Here is a 13,911-nt window from a genome sequence, read left to right as displayed (position 1 = left end):
ACGGACAGGAGGCGGGCGCGTGGTGCTGGTGGTGTCGCAGGAAGTCCGGGAGGCGATCGACGCGCGGCGGCCGGTGGTGGCACTGGAGTCGACCATCATCGCGCACGGGCTGCCCCGCCCGCGCAACCTCCAGGTGGCGCTGGAGCTGGAGGACGTGGTGCGGCGGGAGGGCGCCGTCCCGGCCACCATCGCCGTCCTGGACGGGCACCCGCACATCGGCCTCGACAAGGAACAGCTGGAACGGGTCGCCAACGAGGACGGCATCCGCAAGCTGGGCCACCGCGACCTGCCGCCCGCCGTGGCGGCCGGAGCGAGCGGGGCGACCACGGTGTCGGCGACGGCACAGCTCGCGGCGCTCGCTGGCGTCCGGGTGTTCGCCACGGGCGGGCTGGGCGGCGTGCACCGGCAGTGGACGGTCACCCAGGACGAGTCCGCCGACCTCGGCCTGCTGGCCCGGACCCGGATCACGGTGGTGTGCGCGGGCGTGAAGTCGATCCTGGACGTGCCCGCCACCCTGCAGCGTCTGGAGACGCTGGGCGTGACCGTCGCCGGGTACGGCACCGACCGGTTCCCCGGCTTCTACCTGTCCGACTCGGGACATCCGGTCGACTGGACGCTGGACAGCCCGGAACAGGTGGCCGAGGTGATGCGGGCGCAGGACGCGCTGGACGCCCCGGACGCGGCACTGATCGTGGCCAATCCCGTACCGGAGGAGCAGCAGCTCGATCCCGGACTGCACGCGCGCGTGCTCGCCGACGCCCTGCGTGCCTGCGACGAGAAGGGCATCACGGGCCAGGCGGTCACGCCGTTCCTCCTCGATCACCTGGTCCGGCACACGGACGGGGCCTCGCTGGAGGCCAACCTGGCCGCGGTGCGCGGCAACGTGCGGCTGGCGGCCCGGATCGCCACCGCGTGGACGAGGGGGTGACCGGGGGCCGGGACGGCGCGCTGCTGGTCGTCGGGGACGTCGTCACCGATGTCGTCGCCCGGCACCGGGGGCCGCTGGCCACGGGCACGGACACGGCGGCCGCGATCCGCACCCTGCCGGGCGGCGCGGGCGCCAACGTGGCCTGCTGGGCCGCTCACACCGGCTGTCCGGACGTGCGGCTGCTGGGGCGGGTGGGCGCGGACGCGGCGCAGTGGCACGAGCGGGAGCTTCTGGCGGCCGGGGTGCGGCCTCACCTGGTGGTCGATCCGGAGGCGACCACCGGGACGGTGATCTGCCTCGTCGATACGGGCGCGGCGGCCGAGCGTACCTTCCTGACCGACAGCGGAGCCTCCTTGCGGCTCGAACCCGCCGACTGGTCCGACGCGTTGCTCGACGGCGTCACCCGGCTGCACCTGTCGGGCTATCTGCTGTTCTCGGAGTCGAGCCGACAGCTGGCCGCGGTCGCTCTCACCGCGGCATGCGCGCGTGGCGTACGGGTCAGCCTGGACCCGGCGTCCGCAGGCTTCCTCAGGTCGTTCGGCGTGGATCGCTTCCTCGCCTTCGCGGAGGGACTGGACGTGCTGCTGCCCAGCCGGGACGAGGCGTGCCTGCTCACCGGGCTGACCGAACCGGACGACGCCGCCGCCAAGTTGAGCCGGCTGGTCCCGCTGGTGGTGGCCAAGTCGGGTGCGGCCGGAGCGCTGGTGGCCCGCGCCGGGACGGTGCTCGCCCGGGTTCCCGCCGTACCGGCGGCCCCGACGGACACCACGGGCGCGGGCGACGCCTTCACCGGCGCGTTCCTCGCCGCCCTGCTCGCGGGCGCCGATCCGCGGAAGGCGGCGGTCCAGGGGTGTGAGGCGGGGGCGCGGGCGGTGGAACGGGTGGGCGGCAGGCCACCGCACCGGAAGACCTGAGCCCCGTCGCACGGGCGGCGATGCGGGGCGGCCGCGCGGCAGCCCCGCGGGCGACCGCGCCCCTCGCGGACGACGGCACCGGGGCGCGACACCGCTCGGGCACCTGTCCTCAGCGCTTGCGCCCCCACGCCGAGATCATCGGTGCGGTGGCCAGATCCATGCCGCCGGCCGCCACATGGGCCAGGTGCCGGTCGATGTCCTCGTCGGTGGCCAGGCCCGCGGCCACCAGACGACCTCGGATCTGACGGACCGTGGCGGACTCCAGGGCCGTACAAGCGGGAGAGGTCATGGGGAAGTAGGCGTCGGCGCGGACGTCGTCGAGTCCGGCCTCCCGGAGCAGGCGCGGCAGCCTGCGCCCGTACGACAGGTCCGCGCCGCGATCGGCGAGCAGTTCACGGAAGCCCCGCCGCAGCCGGTTGGCCAGCCGCTGTTCCGGGCCGTGCTCGTCGGGGCAGGTCAGAGGCTGGAGTGCCGGGTCCGCGTCCTCGACCAGCAGCATTCCGCCGGGCCGCAGTGCGCTGATCATGGAGCGCAACGCCTGGTCGCGATCCGGGACATGGACCAGAACCAGCCGGGCGTGCACCACGTCGAAGCCGCCGCCCGGCGGTTCCTGCGCGCCCACGTCGTGCACGAGCACCTCGACGGGCGGACGGGTCACAGAGGCGAGCCGCGAGGTGTCGATGTCGGTCGCCACGACGTGGCCGGTGGGCCCGACCCGGTCGGCGAGCCAGGACACCACCGACGTGCCACCCGCCCCGACCTCCCAGCACCGCATGCCCGAGGCCAGCCCGAGTCCCTCCAGATGCCGGAACGTCGTGGGGTCGAAGAGGGAGGCGAAGGCGTCGAAGCGCTCCTGCGCCTCGCTCTGCCGGTTACGCAGGAGATACCCGTCGGATGGTTCCATGTCCCGATCATCGCAGTCACCCCCGGTCGGCAGGCGTCTCCGACGCCTCGTCCACAGGCGGGAACCAAGCGGAATGAACTGTTCCCACAGGCTCGCTCGCGCCGTTCGCCGGACTGGCACACTTGCCGGACAAGCGCGAAGGCGATGCGCGAGGAGAGCCACGCGAGGAGATCCGGATGTCCATGGCAGGGAACCTGCGCAAGGTCACAGGGCTGGGCAAGGTCGGCGGTCTGCGCAAGGTGGCGCGGCTGGCCCGGCGGCACCCGCGCGTCGACCTGAGCCATCCCGCCCGGTCACCGCTGGGCTCCTCGGTCGTCAACTGCGTGACCTATCAGGACGGTGCCCGGGTACCGGGCTGCACCGACCTGGTGGACGCCGTGGAGATGGTACGCAAGAGCGGTGAGGGTTTCGTGTGGCTGGGACTGCACGAACCGACGGACAGCGAGTTCACCGGCATCGCCGAGCTGTTCGACCTCCACCCACTGGCGGTGGAGGACGCGATCGAAGCCCACCAGCGCCCGAAGCTGGAGCGGTACGGGGAGACGCTCTTCGCGGTGTTCAAGACCGTCTGCTACGTCGAGCACGAGCAGCTGACCGCGACGAGCGAGGTGGTCGACACCGGCGAGATCATGGTCTTCGTCGGCGAGGACTTCGTCATCACCGTACGGCACGGACGGCACGGCTCACTCGGCCCGCTGCGCGAGGAACTGGAAGCCGATCCGCAGCAACTCGCCAAGGGGCCGGCCGCGGTCCTGCACGCGCTCGCCGACCACGTGGTGGACGACTACCTGACCGTCACGGACGCGGTGCAGGCCGACATCGACCAGGTCGAGACGGACGTGTTCTCGGAGAACGGTGCACGGGCCGATCCGGGGCGCATCTACCAGCTCAAGCGTGAACTCCTGGAGCTGAAACGGGCGGTGATGCCGCTCGCGCGCCCGGTGGAGGATCTGGCGACCCGGCCGATCCGGGTGATCGACCCGGAGATACAGGCGTACTTCAGGGACGTGCTGGACCACCTGATGCGGGCCAAGGAGCAGATAGCCGCGTTCGACGAACTGCTCAACTCCATTCTGCAGGCGCACCTCGCCCAGGTGACGGTCGCGCAGAACGAGGACATGCGGAAGATCACGGCCTGGGCGGCGGTGATCGCCGTCCCGACGATGGTGTGCGGCGTCTACGGCATGAACTTCGAGTTCATGCCGGAGTTGCACTGGCGGTTGGGCTACCCGCTGGTCATGGGAGTGATGGCGGCGGCCTGCTTCGCGCTGTACCGCGGCTTCCGGCGCAACGGCTGGCTCTGAAGACACCATTGGCTTCGGTGACGCTGACAGTTCTGCTGCGACGCTGAGAGCTCCGCTGCCGCGGGGGCGTCTGCGTGGCCAACGAAGGTGACTGTGTCGGGTGCTCCGTCGGGTCGCCGGGCCGGTCGGGTCAGCCGTTCCAGGCGGGGTGCCGTGGATCGTCGGCCCGGACGAGGACGTCCGCCGTCCCGGCCGGGTCGATCTCGGCCTCGTAGCGCTCGAAGGCGGGAAGCGTCCAGTGGTCGGCCTCAGGGGTACGGCGGCGCAGGGCGCCCGGGGAAAGGAGGACGTGCACGGTCAGGTCGAAGGGGAACCAGTGCCGCAGCAGGAGGGGGCCATGGAGCAGCAGACAGCCGCCGGCCGGTAGGGAGACGTAGGGGCTGCGGGTGGCTCGGTCGGTGACGGGGTCCCAGAGGTCGGGCAGGACGCGGCCGCTGCCGCCGGCATCGAGGGGTGTGAAGACCTCGCGCCACAGGGCGCTCGTGTCGAACCAGCCGCTGTAGTAGGACTCGATGTCCCGACGCCCGTACTCCAGCCGGACGGAGGCGGGGCGCAGGAAGCCTTCCGCGCCGACGACCAGGGAAGGCCGCCCGCGCAGCCGCAGGGCTTCGGCCACGCGCTCGGCGAGGTCTCCGGGCCGGGCGGCTGGTGCGCCGTCGAAGCCGACGCGCGGCCAGACACCCCCGTCGGCCGGCTCCAGGTCCAGCAGCCGGTCGGCGAGCAGCTCGGCGAGCCGGTCCCAGGTGATCGCTTCGAGTCGCACAAGCCCCATGATGCCGGGTGGGCTGGGGGGACGGCGGAGGGAGGGTGGGGAGGAGGGGTGGGAGGGGAGGGGGGAGGGGCCCCCTCCCCCGGTCGATCGGTGTCGATCGACAGCCGGCGTGGGAGGAGCGCCCCCGGACGGGGAAAGTACCGCGTATGGCGCGTACCGCAACTGCCCTGCTTCCCGATGGACTTGTCGCTGTTCAGCCCCTGCGGCAGAAGCGCTGTGCCCGGTGCCGCCGTGGGCCACTGTCGCTGGTCGTGCTGGAGGACGGGGCGCCGCACTGCCTGCACTGTGTGGATCTCGGGCATCTGGTGTTCCTGCCGCGCGGTGACACCGCGCTCACCCGCAGGGCACGGGAGGAGAGCGCCCTGTGGGCGGTGGTGGTGCGGTTCAACCGGCGCAGGAGCCGGTACGAGCGGCAGGGGCTGCTCGTGGAGGAGGCGGCGCTGGTCCGGGCCGAGGCGCGGTGTCTGGCGGACGCGGAGGCGCGGCGCCGGCGGCGGGCGCGGGACGCGCGGCGCCGGGTGGTGGAGGACGAACGGTTCGCGGCGGCGTTCGCGGCGGAGATCCTGCGGATGTTTCCCGGGTGCCCGCAGGAGCGGGCCCGGGCGATCGCGGCGCACGCGTCCGCGCGGGGCAGCGGGCGGGTGGGACGCAGCCCGGCCGGGCGGGCGTTGTCGGAGGGGGCGGTGATCTCAGCGGTCGTGGCGGCGGTGCGGCACGTGGACACGCCGTACGACGAGCTGCTCATGCGGGGTGTGCCGAGGTTCGAGGCGCGGCGGCGGATCGCCGCGACGGTGGAGAGCGTGCTGCGGGGATGGGGAGAGGCGGCTGAGGCGGGCTGAGGTCGGGGGGCCGAAGCGCTTGGGGCAGGTCGGGTCCGCCGGATCCGCCGGGGCCGGGTCCGACGTGTCGTGCGGCCCCGGCGCCGCCCTTCCGCCGGCCGTCCCCCTCCCCTGTCCCCTGCCCCTTGTCCCCTGCCCCCTCCCTCCGTCCCCCATCCCCGTCCCCTGCTTCTCCGGTCTCGGTTCTCCGGTCCCCGTTCCGGCTGGCGTGGACGATGGCGTATGTGTCCGCGGCGCTCGGCCATGGCCGGGGGCGGTCGTGGGGCATTCACTGGAGGTGGGGCCGAGGCCGAGGGCCGGGGTGGGCGCAGGCCCGGGGCGGCTGGTGGCGGGTGAGTGGTGAGTGGGGTGTCATGGTGATCGACGGACCGTTCTTCGTGCTGGTGGTGCTGGGTGCGCTGGGAGCCGGGCTGGTGGCCGGGGTGTTCTGTGGTTTCTCGACCTTTGGGATGCGGGGGTTGGCCGCTCTGCCGCCCGCGCAGGGGGTCGCCGCGATGAACGCGATCAACAGGGCGGCTCTGCGGCCGGCCTTCATGCTGCTGTTCATCGGCTCGGCGGTGCTGTGCGTGATCGTCACGGTGGTGACGTTCGTGGTGTGGCCGGTGGCGGGGAAGGTGGAGCTGCTGCTGGGCAGTGCCCTGTTCCTGTCGGGGTCCTTCGGGCCGACCGCGGTGGCGAACGTGCCTCGTAACGAGAGGCTGGCCGGGTTGGTGCCGGGCGGTTCGGAGGCGGCCGTGTACTGGCCGGTGTACGTGCGGGAGTGGACGTTCTGGAACCACGTCCGGACGGTGGCCTCCGCCGGGTCGGCGCTGCTGTACGTGCTGGCGCTGGCCTGAGTCCGGGCCGGGGAGGCAAGCGCTGTCGGCCACTCTGCGCGGGTCACGGCTGGGACGTATCGTGGCCGGAAGGGTGCCGCCCGATGACGCACGGCCCGTCGTACACCGAGTGCCTCCCGGTACGCGTACGCGAGGAAGACGACCATGGCCGATCCCAAGGGGTTCATGCACACGCCGCGCCAGGAGTGGCCGCGGCGGCCCGTCGAGGAGCGGGTCCGGGACTGGGACGAGGTCTATGTTCCCGGGGCGCTGCTGCCGATCATCAGCAAGCAGGCGGATCGCTGCATGGACTGCGGTATCCCGTTCTGCCACCAGGCCTGTCCGCTGGGCAATCTGATCCCGGAGTGGAACGACCTGGTCTCCCGGGAGGACTGGCGGGCGGCGAGCGACCGGTTGCACGCGACGAACAACTTTCCGGAGTTCACCGGGCGGCTGTGTCCGGCGCCGTGTGAGGCGGGGTGTGTGCTGGCGATCAACCAGCCGGCCGTGACCATCAAGAACGTGGAGTGTGCGATCGCCGACCGGGCGTGGGAGGAGGGTCTGACGCCGCCGCGGCCTCCGGACCGGTTGTCGGGGAAGACCGTGGCGGTGATCGGGTCGGGGCCGACGGGGCTGGCGGCGGCGCAGCAGCTGACGCGGGCGGGGCACACCGTCGCCGTGTACGAGCGGGACGACCGGATCGGGGGGCTGATGCGGTACGGCATTCCGGGTTTCAAGATGGAGAAGCACCATCTGGAGCGGCGGATCGAGCAGATGCGGGCGGAGGGCACGAGGTTCCGTACGTCGACGGCGGTGGGTCGGGAGGTGCCGGCGGACGAGTTGCGGGCGCGGTACGACGCGGTGGTGCTGGCTACGGGGGCTACGGCGTGGCGGGAGCTGGCGGTGCCGGGGCGGGAGCTGGCCGGGATTCATCAGGCGATGGAGTACCTGCCGCTGTCGAATCGGGTGTGTGAGGGGGATCTGGAGGTGTCGCCGCTGTCGGCGGCAGGTAAGCACGTGGTGATCGTGGGTGGTGGGGACACGGGGGCGGACTGTCTGGGGACGGCGGTGCGTGAGGGGGCCGCGTCGGTGACGCAGCTGGACATCTACGCGCAGCCGGGTGGTGAGCGTGACGAGGACAGCGAGCCGTGGCCGACGTACCCGAAGATCTACCGGTTGTCCGCCGCGCACGAGGAGGCGCGGGATCTGCGGACGGCTCCGGCGGCGGACGCGGACGCGCGGTTGTTCGCGGCGTCCACGCTGCGTTTCGTCGGTGACGAGGGCGGGCGTGTGCGGTCGCTGCATCTGGTGGAGGTGGACGAGTCGCGGCAGCCGGTGGCGGGGACCGACCGTACGCTGCCCGCCGATCTGGTGCTGCTCGCGCTCGGTTTCTCGGGGCCGGACCGGGAGGACGGGCTGGTCGACCAGTTGGGGCTGGAGATGCTGCCGCGCGGCACGATCGCCCGGGACGGCGGGTTCGCGACGAATGTGCGGGGTGTGTTCGCGGCGGGGGACGCGGCGCGTGGGCAGTCGCTGATCGTGTGGGCGATCGCAGAGGGGCGGGCGGTGGCGGCGGCCGTGGACCGCTTTCTGACGGGTGGTTCGCAGCTGCCGTCGCCGATCTCGCCGCACGACCGTCCGATGGTCGTGTGACGACGGGACGGCGCGGGAGGCGCTGTGCGCGGTGCTGCCGCCGAGGTGAGGGGTCGGCTTGGGGGTCCGGGGTGAGCGTCCGGGGCGGGGCCGGGGATCGTTCCGGGGGCCCGGAGCGGCTTGGGCCCCGCCGGTGGCGCTACGGCTTGCGGGCCACCGCCGCGTAGCCGGGGATCACTCCGTCGTCCTGTCCTGGTACGGGTTCGCCGAGTTCGGGGTGCCACTGGTGGACGATCTGGACGCCGGGGTCGACCAGTTCCAGTCCGTCGAAGAAGCGGCTGAACTGCTCGCGGGAGCGCAGGGCGAGGGTGACGCCGGCCGTTTTGAGTTGGGCGGTGGCGGCTGCCGAGTCCTCGGGGGTGAAGTCGGCGGTGGCGTGGGTCATCGTGAGGTAGCTGCCGGGGGGCAGTTCGGCGAGCAGGCGGCCGACGGGGTCGTGGGCGTCGTCGGTGTCGGGGATGAAGTGCAGCAGGGCGACGAGGGAGAGTGCGACCGGGCGGTCGAGGTCGAGGATCTTCCGGGCGCCGGTGATGATGGCGGCGGGGTCGCGGACGTCGGCCTGCAGGTATGCGGTGGCGCCTTGGGGTGTGCTGCGCGCTTGCCGCCGAGTTACCAGTCGTACATGCGGGCGGGGTGCGGTCTGCTGGTGTCGATCCCGATGGTCGTCGGGTCCTGCCCTGTCATGTGGCGCTCCCGGGGCGTCAGACGCGTCCAATGGTCAAGTGTGTAGCAAGATAAGGAAGTCGAGCGCGTAGCAATCATCATCGTGGTTCAGGAGAGGAGGAAGTCGGCCACCCCCGCTTTGGCGCCCTCGATGAAGGCGGTCATCTCGTCGGTGGTGTAGATCAGCGCCGGTCCGTCCGGGTCGGTCGACTGGCGTACGGCGATGCGGCCGTCGGCGAGTTTCATCGCCTCCAAGCAGTTTCCGCCGTTGCCGCCGCTCCAGGGCTTGTGCCAGCCCTCGCTGCCCAACTCCCGCGCGGGCATGCCGTTGTAGACGTGACTGCGCGGCTTGATGCGGTCCATTCACAGCTCCTTGCGGAGATCCCGGAGGATCTCCTTCGTGCGTTGCGCCGTGGCGGCCTGCGCCGCCATGCGGTCCATGACCTCCAGGTGGGTCGCCACCTCGGAGCGCGCGTCGAGGTAGACGGCGCCGGTGAGGTACTCGCTGTAGACCATGTCCGGGAGTTCCGACATGGCGAATCGGAACAGGACGAAGGGCCCGTAGGTGCCGGGGTGCGGTCCGTTGGCGAACGGGGCGACCTGGAGTGTCACGTTGGGCAGGGTCGTGGCCTCGAGCAACTTGTCGATCTGCGCGCGCATCACCTCCGGTCCGCCGACCTGGCGGCGCAGGGCGGTCTCGTCCATGACGGCCCAGAAGCGGGGGGCGTCCGGACGGGTGAGCAGGGCCTGCCGCTGCATGCGCAGGGCGACGTGGCGTTCGATCTCGTCGGGGCTGGTCTGGCCGATGGCGCCGGACTTGAGTACGCCGCGGGCGTAGTCCTCGGTCTGGAGCAGGCCGGGGGCGAAGTGCGGTTCGTAGGAGCGGATGAGGGCGGCCGCGCCCTCCAGGCTGACGTACATGGAGAACCAGCCCGGCAGGATGTCGTGGAACCGCTGCCACCAGCCGGGCCGGTTGGCCTCCTCGGCCAGTTGGACGAAGACCTCGGCCTCGCCGTCGGTCACCCCGTAGGCCTTGAGCAGGAGTTGGAGGTACGGGATCTTGAGGGCGACCTCGGCCGTCTCCATGCGGCGGATGGTGGCGGGGGCGACGCGGAGGACCTGGGCGGCCTCCTCGCGTTTGAGCCCGGCGCGTTCCCGCAGGTCCAGCAGGCGCCGGCCGAGGACGACCTGGCCCACGGTCGGCGCGGACCGCGGTTCGCTCACGTTCTCACCTCCGACCCAGCAGTCCGCTCCGTAAAAAGAATCCGCACAGCCCTGCGGCGCCGTTCGAAGACTCTTTCGACTGTCCGGTGGGATCGTCGGGGGTCTCAATTGGCGCCGCGCGAGGTGCTGTTGCGAGCAGTGTGCCACGGTCCCTGACCGAGTCACACCGCACTCTGCATTTTTCAGAGTGACACTTGCCAAGTGTTCACGCCGGGGAGATAGTGGCAAGCGTGATTCCGTCCGCGCCCTTAGGAACAGACGCTGCCGCAGGCCGTCCCGGTCTCGGTACCGCAACGGGAGCAGCCCCAGGTGGGGGCGCTGCCGAGCGCCGGTTCCGCTTCGAGCTGGCCGCACATCCGGGTTCCCCCGCGCAGGCGAGACGCCTGACGCGTGCCCGGTTGACCGGCTGGTCGGTATGCGCGGACACCTGTGACACCGCGGCGCTGGTCATATCCGAACTGGTCACCAACGCGATCGTGCACACCGCTAGCAGTCGGGTGGTGTGCGAGCTGCACGACCACGACGACACGGTGCGCATAGCCGTTCGTGACGAGGGCTGTGCGCCCGGTGAGCCCCACCCGTCCCCGCAGCGGCCCGACGAGGAGCACGGGAGGGGGTTGCTTCTCGTCGACGCGCTGTGCCGGTCCTGGGGGGCCCAGGAACACGGGCCGGGGCTGCTGGTCTGGGCCGAGCTGGCCCGCCGGAACGACGCGACCCGTGACGCGGCAGAGCCACGCAACGACCTGGGCTGGGGCGCCCGCCCCAAGCCGGACGGCCCGCCGCCCGGCCCGGGCGAGGAGGAGCCGGCCGAGGCCCGGCACGTGGCACCGCAGCGGCGGCACCCCGCCTGGGGGCAGCCGTGAACGGCGTCGCCGATTCCGGCCGGCCGCTCGGCCTGGACACCTTGGTGCGTCTGGGCCGTCGGCAGCACGCGCCGGCTCCGGCGCGCCGGCTGCAGGTGCCCGAGGGCATGACGTCGCCGCTCGGCTGCGACGCCGTGGCGGTACCCGACCGCCTGGGGCCCCTGGTCGTGCCCCGGCTGCCACGGGTGGGCTGTGTGTACACGGACGGCGCGCACTGGTGGTGGATCGTTCCGTCGGACTCCGACTACGCCCTGCCCTGGCCCGCACCCGCCCAGTACGCCCCGGGGGCTACGCTGCCCGCCGCGGCCCGTCTGATCCACCGCCCCGAGGGCACCGTCCCCTACACGCCGCCGATCCCGCTGTACCTGGCTCTGTGCCGGGTGACGGGGACGACCCCGGACTGGTCCCGGGGCATCTCGGCCTGACGCCGGCGCTCGGCTGACACGGAGCCGGCGACCTCGGCGTCGGCGTCCGTCGCCGCTCGGACCGCATACGTCGCCGCTCGGGCCGTCCTGCGCTGCCCGGGCCGTTCCGTCGCCGTTCGGGCCGCCGCGGCGTCGCCGCCGACCGGTGGCCCTGTCGCTCCGGCCCTGCCGGGCGGAGTCTCACTCGATGCCGGCGCCGCCGCGCACGATGACGAGGAACGTGTCCGTCGCGAGGTCCATGACGACCTCGGCCGGCAGGCCTTCGAGACGTCGCGCGTGCGCGAACTCCTCCGCGGGCCACGAGCCGCGCGGGCCTCCTGCGGGAAAGCACTCGAGCACCGTTCGCCCGTTCACCATCTCGCACCTCCAGAAGCGTTGTACTTGAAGGAGTTAACGCTCTGGAGAGGGGAAACGCCTCGCTCAGTGACCCTACTGAGACATTGTTGACACCCTTTCAGCGCGGACGGTGAGAATCCGTTCACCTTGGGACACGAACAATACGTTCGGCGACTGTTTCGCGACCGTACGTCCCAGGCGCCACACGCGTTTCAGGTCCGCGCCGCAGGACGCTCCACAGGACGCTCCGCAGGACGCGCCGCAGGACGGCGGCTCAGTCGTCGTACTCGTCGTGGTACCGGACGGGCTCGCCGCCGCGCGACTCGCGGCCGAGTGCGGTGAGGTCGAGCAGTCCGGCGGTCGCGCCGAGCCCGTCCAGGCCGTCGTCGTACACCGAGTAGGTGTGGAAGACCTGCTCGCGGTCGCGCAGGAAGCAGCTCAGACCCGGCCGCTCGACCAGCTTCCCTGCGCGCTCCACCGTGGCCTCGAAGTCGCGGTTGAAGTCGCTGTGGCAGGAGGAGTACCAGGGCACCGCCCAGCCCATCCGCGCCTTGAACGGCAGGATCCGGGTGAACGGGGCGACGGAGACGGCCGCGAACGACGTGTCGCGGGCGCGCAGGTGGGCCAGGTGGCCGACCTGGTCGAGGAAGGCCGCGCAGCACGGGCAGCCCGTCTCCCACTCGGGGGCGAACATGAAATGGTGGACGACGAGTTGGGTGCGGCCCTCGAAGAGGTCGAGGAGGGTGGCCTTGCCGTCGCCGCCCTCGAAGACGTACTCCGGGTCCACCTCGACCACGGGCAGCCGCCGCCGCTCCGCGCTCAGCAGCTCCCGCGCCCGCCTGACCGCCTCCTCATTGCGCAGCAACTCCTCGCGCGCCACGCGCCACTGCTCACGCGTGACGATCTCCGGAAGTGACATGGGTCCTCCTGTCCGACGGCCGGTGCGCAGTGGTGACCGGCGGCGCGGACGGAACTCATCGGAGTACGGGGCCTCTTCCGGAAATTTCTCCTCCGCCGAGGCCGGGACGGCACCCACGCCACTCCCCCAGGTCTCCCCCAGGTCCCGTCCGGCCCCGCCGCCGAGCCGTGGCCGCCGCCGACAGGGGGCCTAAGCGGCAGTCGTGCGCCGGTTCTTGGGCGACCGGGCGGCGGCGGGCAGGCCGACCCCCTCGCCGCGCCGCTCCCACTCGTCCAGCAGTTGTTCCAGTCGCCGGGTGTGCTGCGGGGTGAGGCGGCCGGTGTCGTCGAGGTGCACGGCGCAGGCGGTGGTGGTGTCGACGAGGCGTTCGAGGACGGCGGCGACGCCGTCCGTGCCCTCGGTGTGCCGGGCGAGGGCGGGCAGTTCCGCGGCGGCGAGCGCGATCGCGGTGCGGGCCTCGGAGAGGGTGCGGTAGGCCTCGCGGCGCAGCACCCAGCGTTCCGCGCGGTCGCCGGACCCGCCCAGGACGTGCACCAGATAGGCGTGCGCGGCGTCCCCGGCCGCGCCCAGCCTGGCCCGTACCCCGCCGCCCCGCCTGCCCGGCATCGGCAGGTGTCCCACGATCAGGGCGATCGCGCAGGCCAGCAGCGTCTCCCCGATCCGGCTGACGGATGCCTGCGGCTCGCCGCCGACCATGACCAGGGCGAGCACCAGGACCGTGCAGACGGTGGTGAGGGCGGCGAAGTTGCGGGTGGAGACCGGGACGAGGGCCCCGCACACCGCCACCAGCGCGATCAGCCCCTCCGGCCGGGGCAGCAGCGCGGCGAAGGCCGCGAACACGAGGGCGCCGAGGACGGTTCCGGCCGCTCGGGCCAGCACGCGGGAGGCGAGCGGCCCGAGGTCGGGCTTGACGAGGAAGACGGCGGTGGCGGGCAGCCAGTACCAGTGCTGGTGCGGGCCGTACCAGCGAGTGTGGTGCAGGGCCTGGGCGACGGCGGCGCCCGCCCCGAAGCACAGGGCGACGCGCAGCCCGTACTCCCGTCCGCCGGTGCCGAACGCGGCCCGGACGGCTGCCCTTGCGTCGCGCGGCCGGGCGAACGGCCGGTGCCCGTCGTCTTCGGCGTGCCGCGCGCCGCGTACGCCCTGGGCTCGGTCGAAGGCGTCCGCGGCCCGCAGCAGCGCGTCGTCGAGGGCGCGCAGGGCGGGCGCGACGGGGGTCCCCCCGCGCGAGCGATGCCGAGCGTGGGGGAGGCTGGGGGCGGGCAGCGGGCCCGTGCCCGTGTTGCCGCGGACGGCGGCCGCCAGCCGCCGGGGGCCCTCCGCGGCGCGCGCGGAGACGGGCTCGCCCGCCC

Annotated in this window: 16 protein-coding genes; 8 read left to right on the top strand and 8 right to left on the bottom strand. The window is 72.6% G+C overall.

Annotated elements, in window-relative coordinates:
* The first annotated feature begins 19 nt into the window (after positions 1-19).
* Positions 20-928, top strand: a complete 909-nt coding sequence (locus tag PV343_RS36715; RefSeq protein ID WP_319151372.1) for a pseudouridine-5'-phosphate glycosidase — start codon at positions 20-22, stop codon at positions 926-928.
* Positions 913-1,842 (top strand): carbohydrate kinase family protein, encoded by a 930-nt coding sequence (locus tag PV343_RS36710; protein WP_319151371.1) that lies wholly within the window; start codon positions 913-915, stop codon positions 1,840-1,842. Before PV343_RS36715 ends, PV343_RS36710 begins: the two co-directional genes overlap by 16 nt.
* Before the next feature lie 109 nt (positions 1,843-1,951).
* Here the strand turns inward: PV343_RS36710 and PV343_RS36705 are convergent, their stop codons facing one another.
* Positions 1,952-2,746 (bottom strand): methyltransferase, encoded by a 795-nt coding sequence (locus PV343_RS36705; RefSeq protein ID WP_319151370.1) that lies wholly within the window; start codon positions 2,744-2,746, stop codon positions 1,952-1,954.
* A gap of 176 nt (positions 2,747-2,922) precedes the next feature.
* Between PV343_RS36705 and corA the strand changes: the two genes are divergently transcribed.
* Positions 2,923-4,050 carry a magnesium/cobalt transporter CorA gene (gene corA, locus PV343_RS36700; protein WP_319151369.1) on the top strand — a complete coding sequence of 376 codons (1,128 nt, stop codon included), beginning with the start codon at positions 2,923-2,925 and terminating at the stop codon, positions 4,048-4,050.
* A 130-nt stretch (positions 4,051-4,180) separates the two neighbouring features.
* On the opposite strand, the gene PV343_RS36695 is transcribed toward corA, so the two are convergent.
* On the bottom strand, positions 4,181-4,822 hold the full coding sequence (locus PV343_RS36695; RefSeq protein ID WP_319151368.1) for a uridine kinase: 642 nt from the start codon (positions 4,820-4,822) through the stop codon (positions 4,181-4,183).
* Positions 4,823-4,968: 146 nt separating this feature from the next.
* Here PV343_RS36695 and PV343_RS36690 point away from each other — a divergent pair, with 146 nt between their 5' ends.
* From PV343_RS36690 to PV343_RS36680, 3 genes are all read left to right on the top strand, one after another.
* Positions 4,969-5,661, top strand: a complete 693-nt coding sequence (locus tag PV343_RS36690; protein WP_319151367.1) for a DUF2293 domain-containing protein — start codon at positions 4,969-4,971, stop codon at positions 5,659-5,661.
* Positions 5,662-6,017: 356 nt separating this feature from the next.
* Positions 6,018-6,497 (top strand): DUF1772 domain-containing protein, encoded by a 480-nt coding sequence (locus PV343_RS36685; RefSeq protein WP_319151398.1) that lies wholly within the window; start codon positions 6,018-6,020, stop codon positions 6,495-6,497.
* A gap of 144 nt (positions 6,498-6,641) precedes the next feature.
* Positions 6,642-8,129 carry a glutamate synthase subunit beta gene (locus PV343_RS36680; protein WP_319151366.1) on the top strand — a complete coding sequence of 496 codons (1,488 nt, stop codon included), beginning with the start codon at positions 6,642-6,644 and terminating at the stop codon, positions 8,127-8,129.
* Between the two features lie 139 nt (positions 8,130-8,268).
* Here PV343_RS36680 and PV343_RS36675 read toward each other — a convergent pair whose 3' ends face one another.
* From PV343_RS36675 to PV343_RS36665, 3 genes are all read right to left on the bottom strand, one after another.
* The gene (locus tag PV343_RS36675) at positions 8,269-8,745 is read right to left on the bottom strand and encodes an SAM-dependent methyltransferase (protein ID WP_415923541.1); all 477 of its coding nucleotides are present in this window, start codon (positions 8,743-8,745) and stop codon (positions 8,269-8,271) included.
* A gap of 155 nt (positions 8,746-8,900) precedes the next feature.
* Positions 8,901-9,155, bottom strand: a complete 255-nt coding sequence (locus tag PV343_RS36670; RefSeq protein ID WP_133922222.1) for a DUF397 domain-containing protein — start codon at positions 9,153-9,155, stop codon at positions 8,901-8,903.
* Positions 9,156-10,016, bottom strand: a complete 861-nt coding sequence (locus tag PV343_RS36665; protein WP_319151365.1) for a helix-turn-helix domain-containing protein — start codon at positions 10,014-10,016, stop codon at positions 9,156-9,158. It abuts the gene before it with no gap.
* Between the two features lie 221 nt (positions 10,017-10,237).
* Between PV343_RS36665 and PV343_RS36660 the strand changes: the two genes are divergently transcribed.
* Positions 10,238-10,879, top strand: coding sequence for an ATP-binding protein (locus PV343_RS36660; protein WP_319151364.1), 642 nt, complete (start codon positions 10,238-10,240; stop codon positions 10,877-10,879).
* Positions 10,876-11,304: a hypothetical protein gene (locus PV343_RS36655; RefSeq protein ID WP_319151363.1), complete on the top strand. Its 429-nt coding sequence runs from the start codon at positions 10,876-10,878 to the stop codon at positions 11,302-11,304. The genes PV343_RS36660 and PV343_RS36655 overlap by 4 nt, the downstream gene beginning before the upstream one ends.
* A gap of 180 nt (positions 11,305-11,484) precedes the next feature.
* Here the strand turns inward: PV343_RS36655 and PV343_RS36650 are convergent, their stop codons facing one another.
* The 3 genes from PV343_RS36650 to PV343_RS36640 form a co-directional block, all read right to left on the bottom strand.
* Positions 11,485-11,661: a hypothetical protein gene (locus PV343_RS36650; protein ID WP_319151362.1), complete on the bottom strand. Its 177-nt coding sequence runs from the start codon at positions 11,659-11,661 to the stop codon at positions 11,485-11,487.
* A gap of 253 nt (positions 11,662-11,914) precedes the next feature.
* Positions 11,915-12,559: a DUF899 domain-containing protein gene (locus PV343_RS36645; protein ID WP_319151361.1), complete on the bottom strand. Its 645-nt coding sequence runs from the start codon at positions 12,557-12,559 to the stop codon at positions 11,915-11,917.
* Positions 12,560-12,748: 189 nt separating this feature from the next.
* A partial coding sequence (locus PV343_RS36640) for an FUSC family protein (protein WP_319151360.1) occupies positions 12,749-13,911 on the bottom strand: 1,163 nt, incomplete at its 5' end.

Source organism: Streptomyces sp. WI03-4A, assembly GCF_033792105.1.
Classification (GTDB): domain Bacteria; phylum Actinomycetota; class Actinomycetes; order Streptomycetales; family Streptomycetaceae; genus Streptomyces; species Streptomyces collinus_A.
This window is presented reverse-complemented; position numbering and strand designations above follow the sequence as displayed.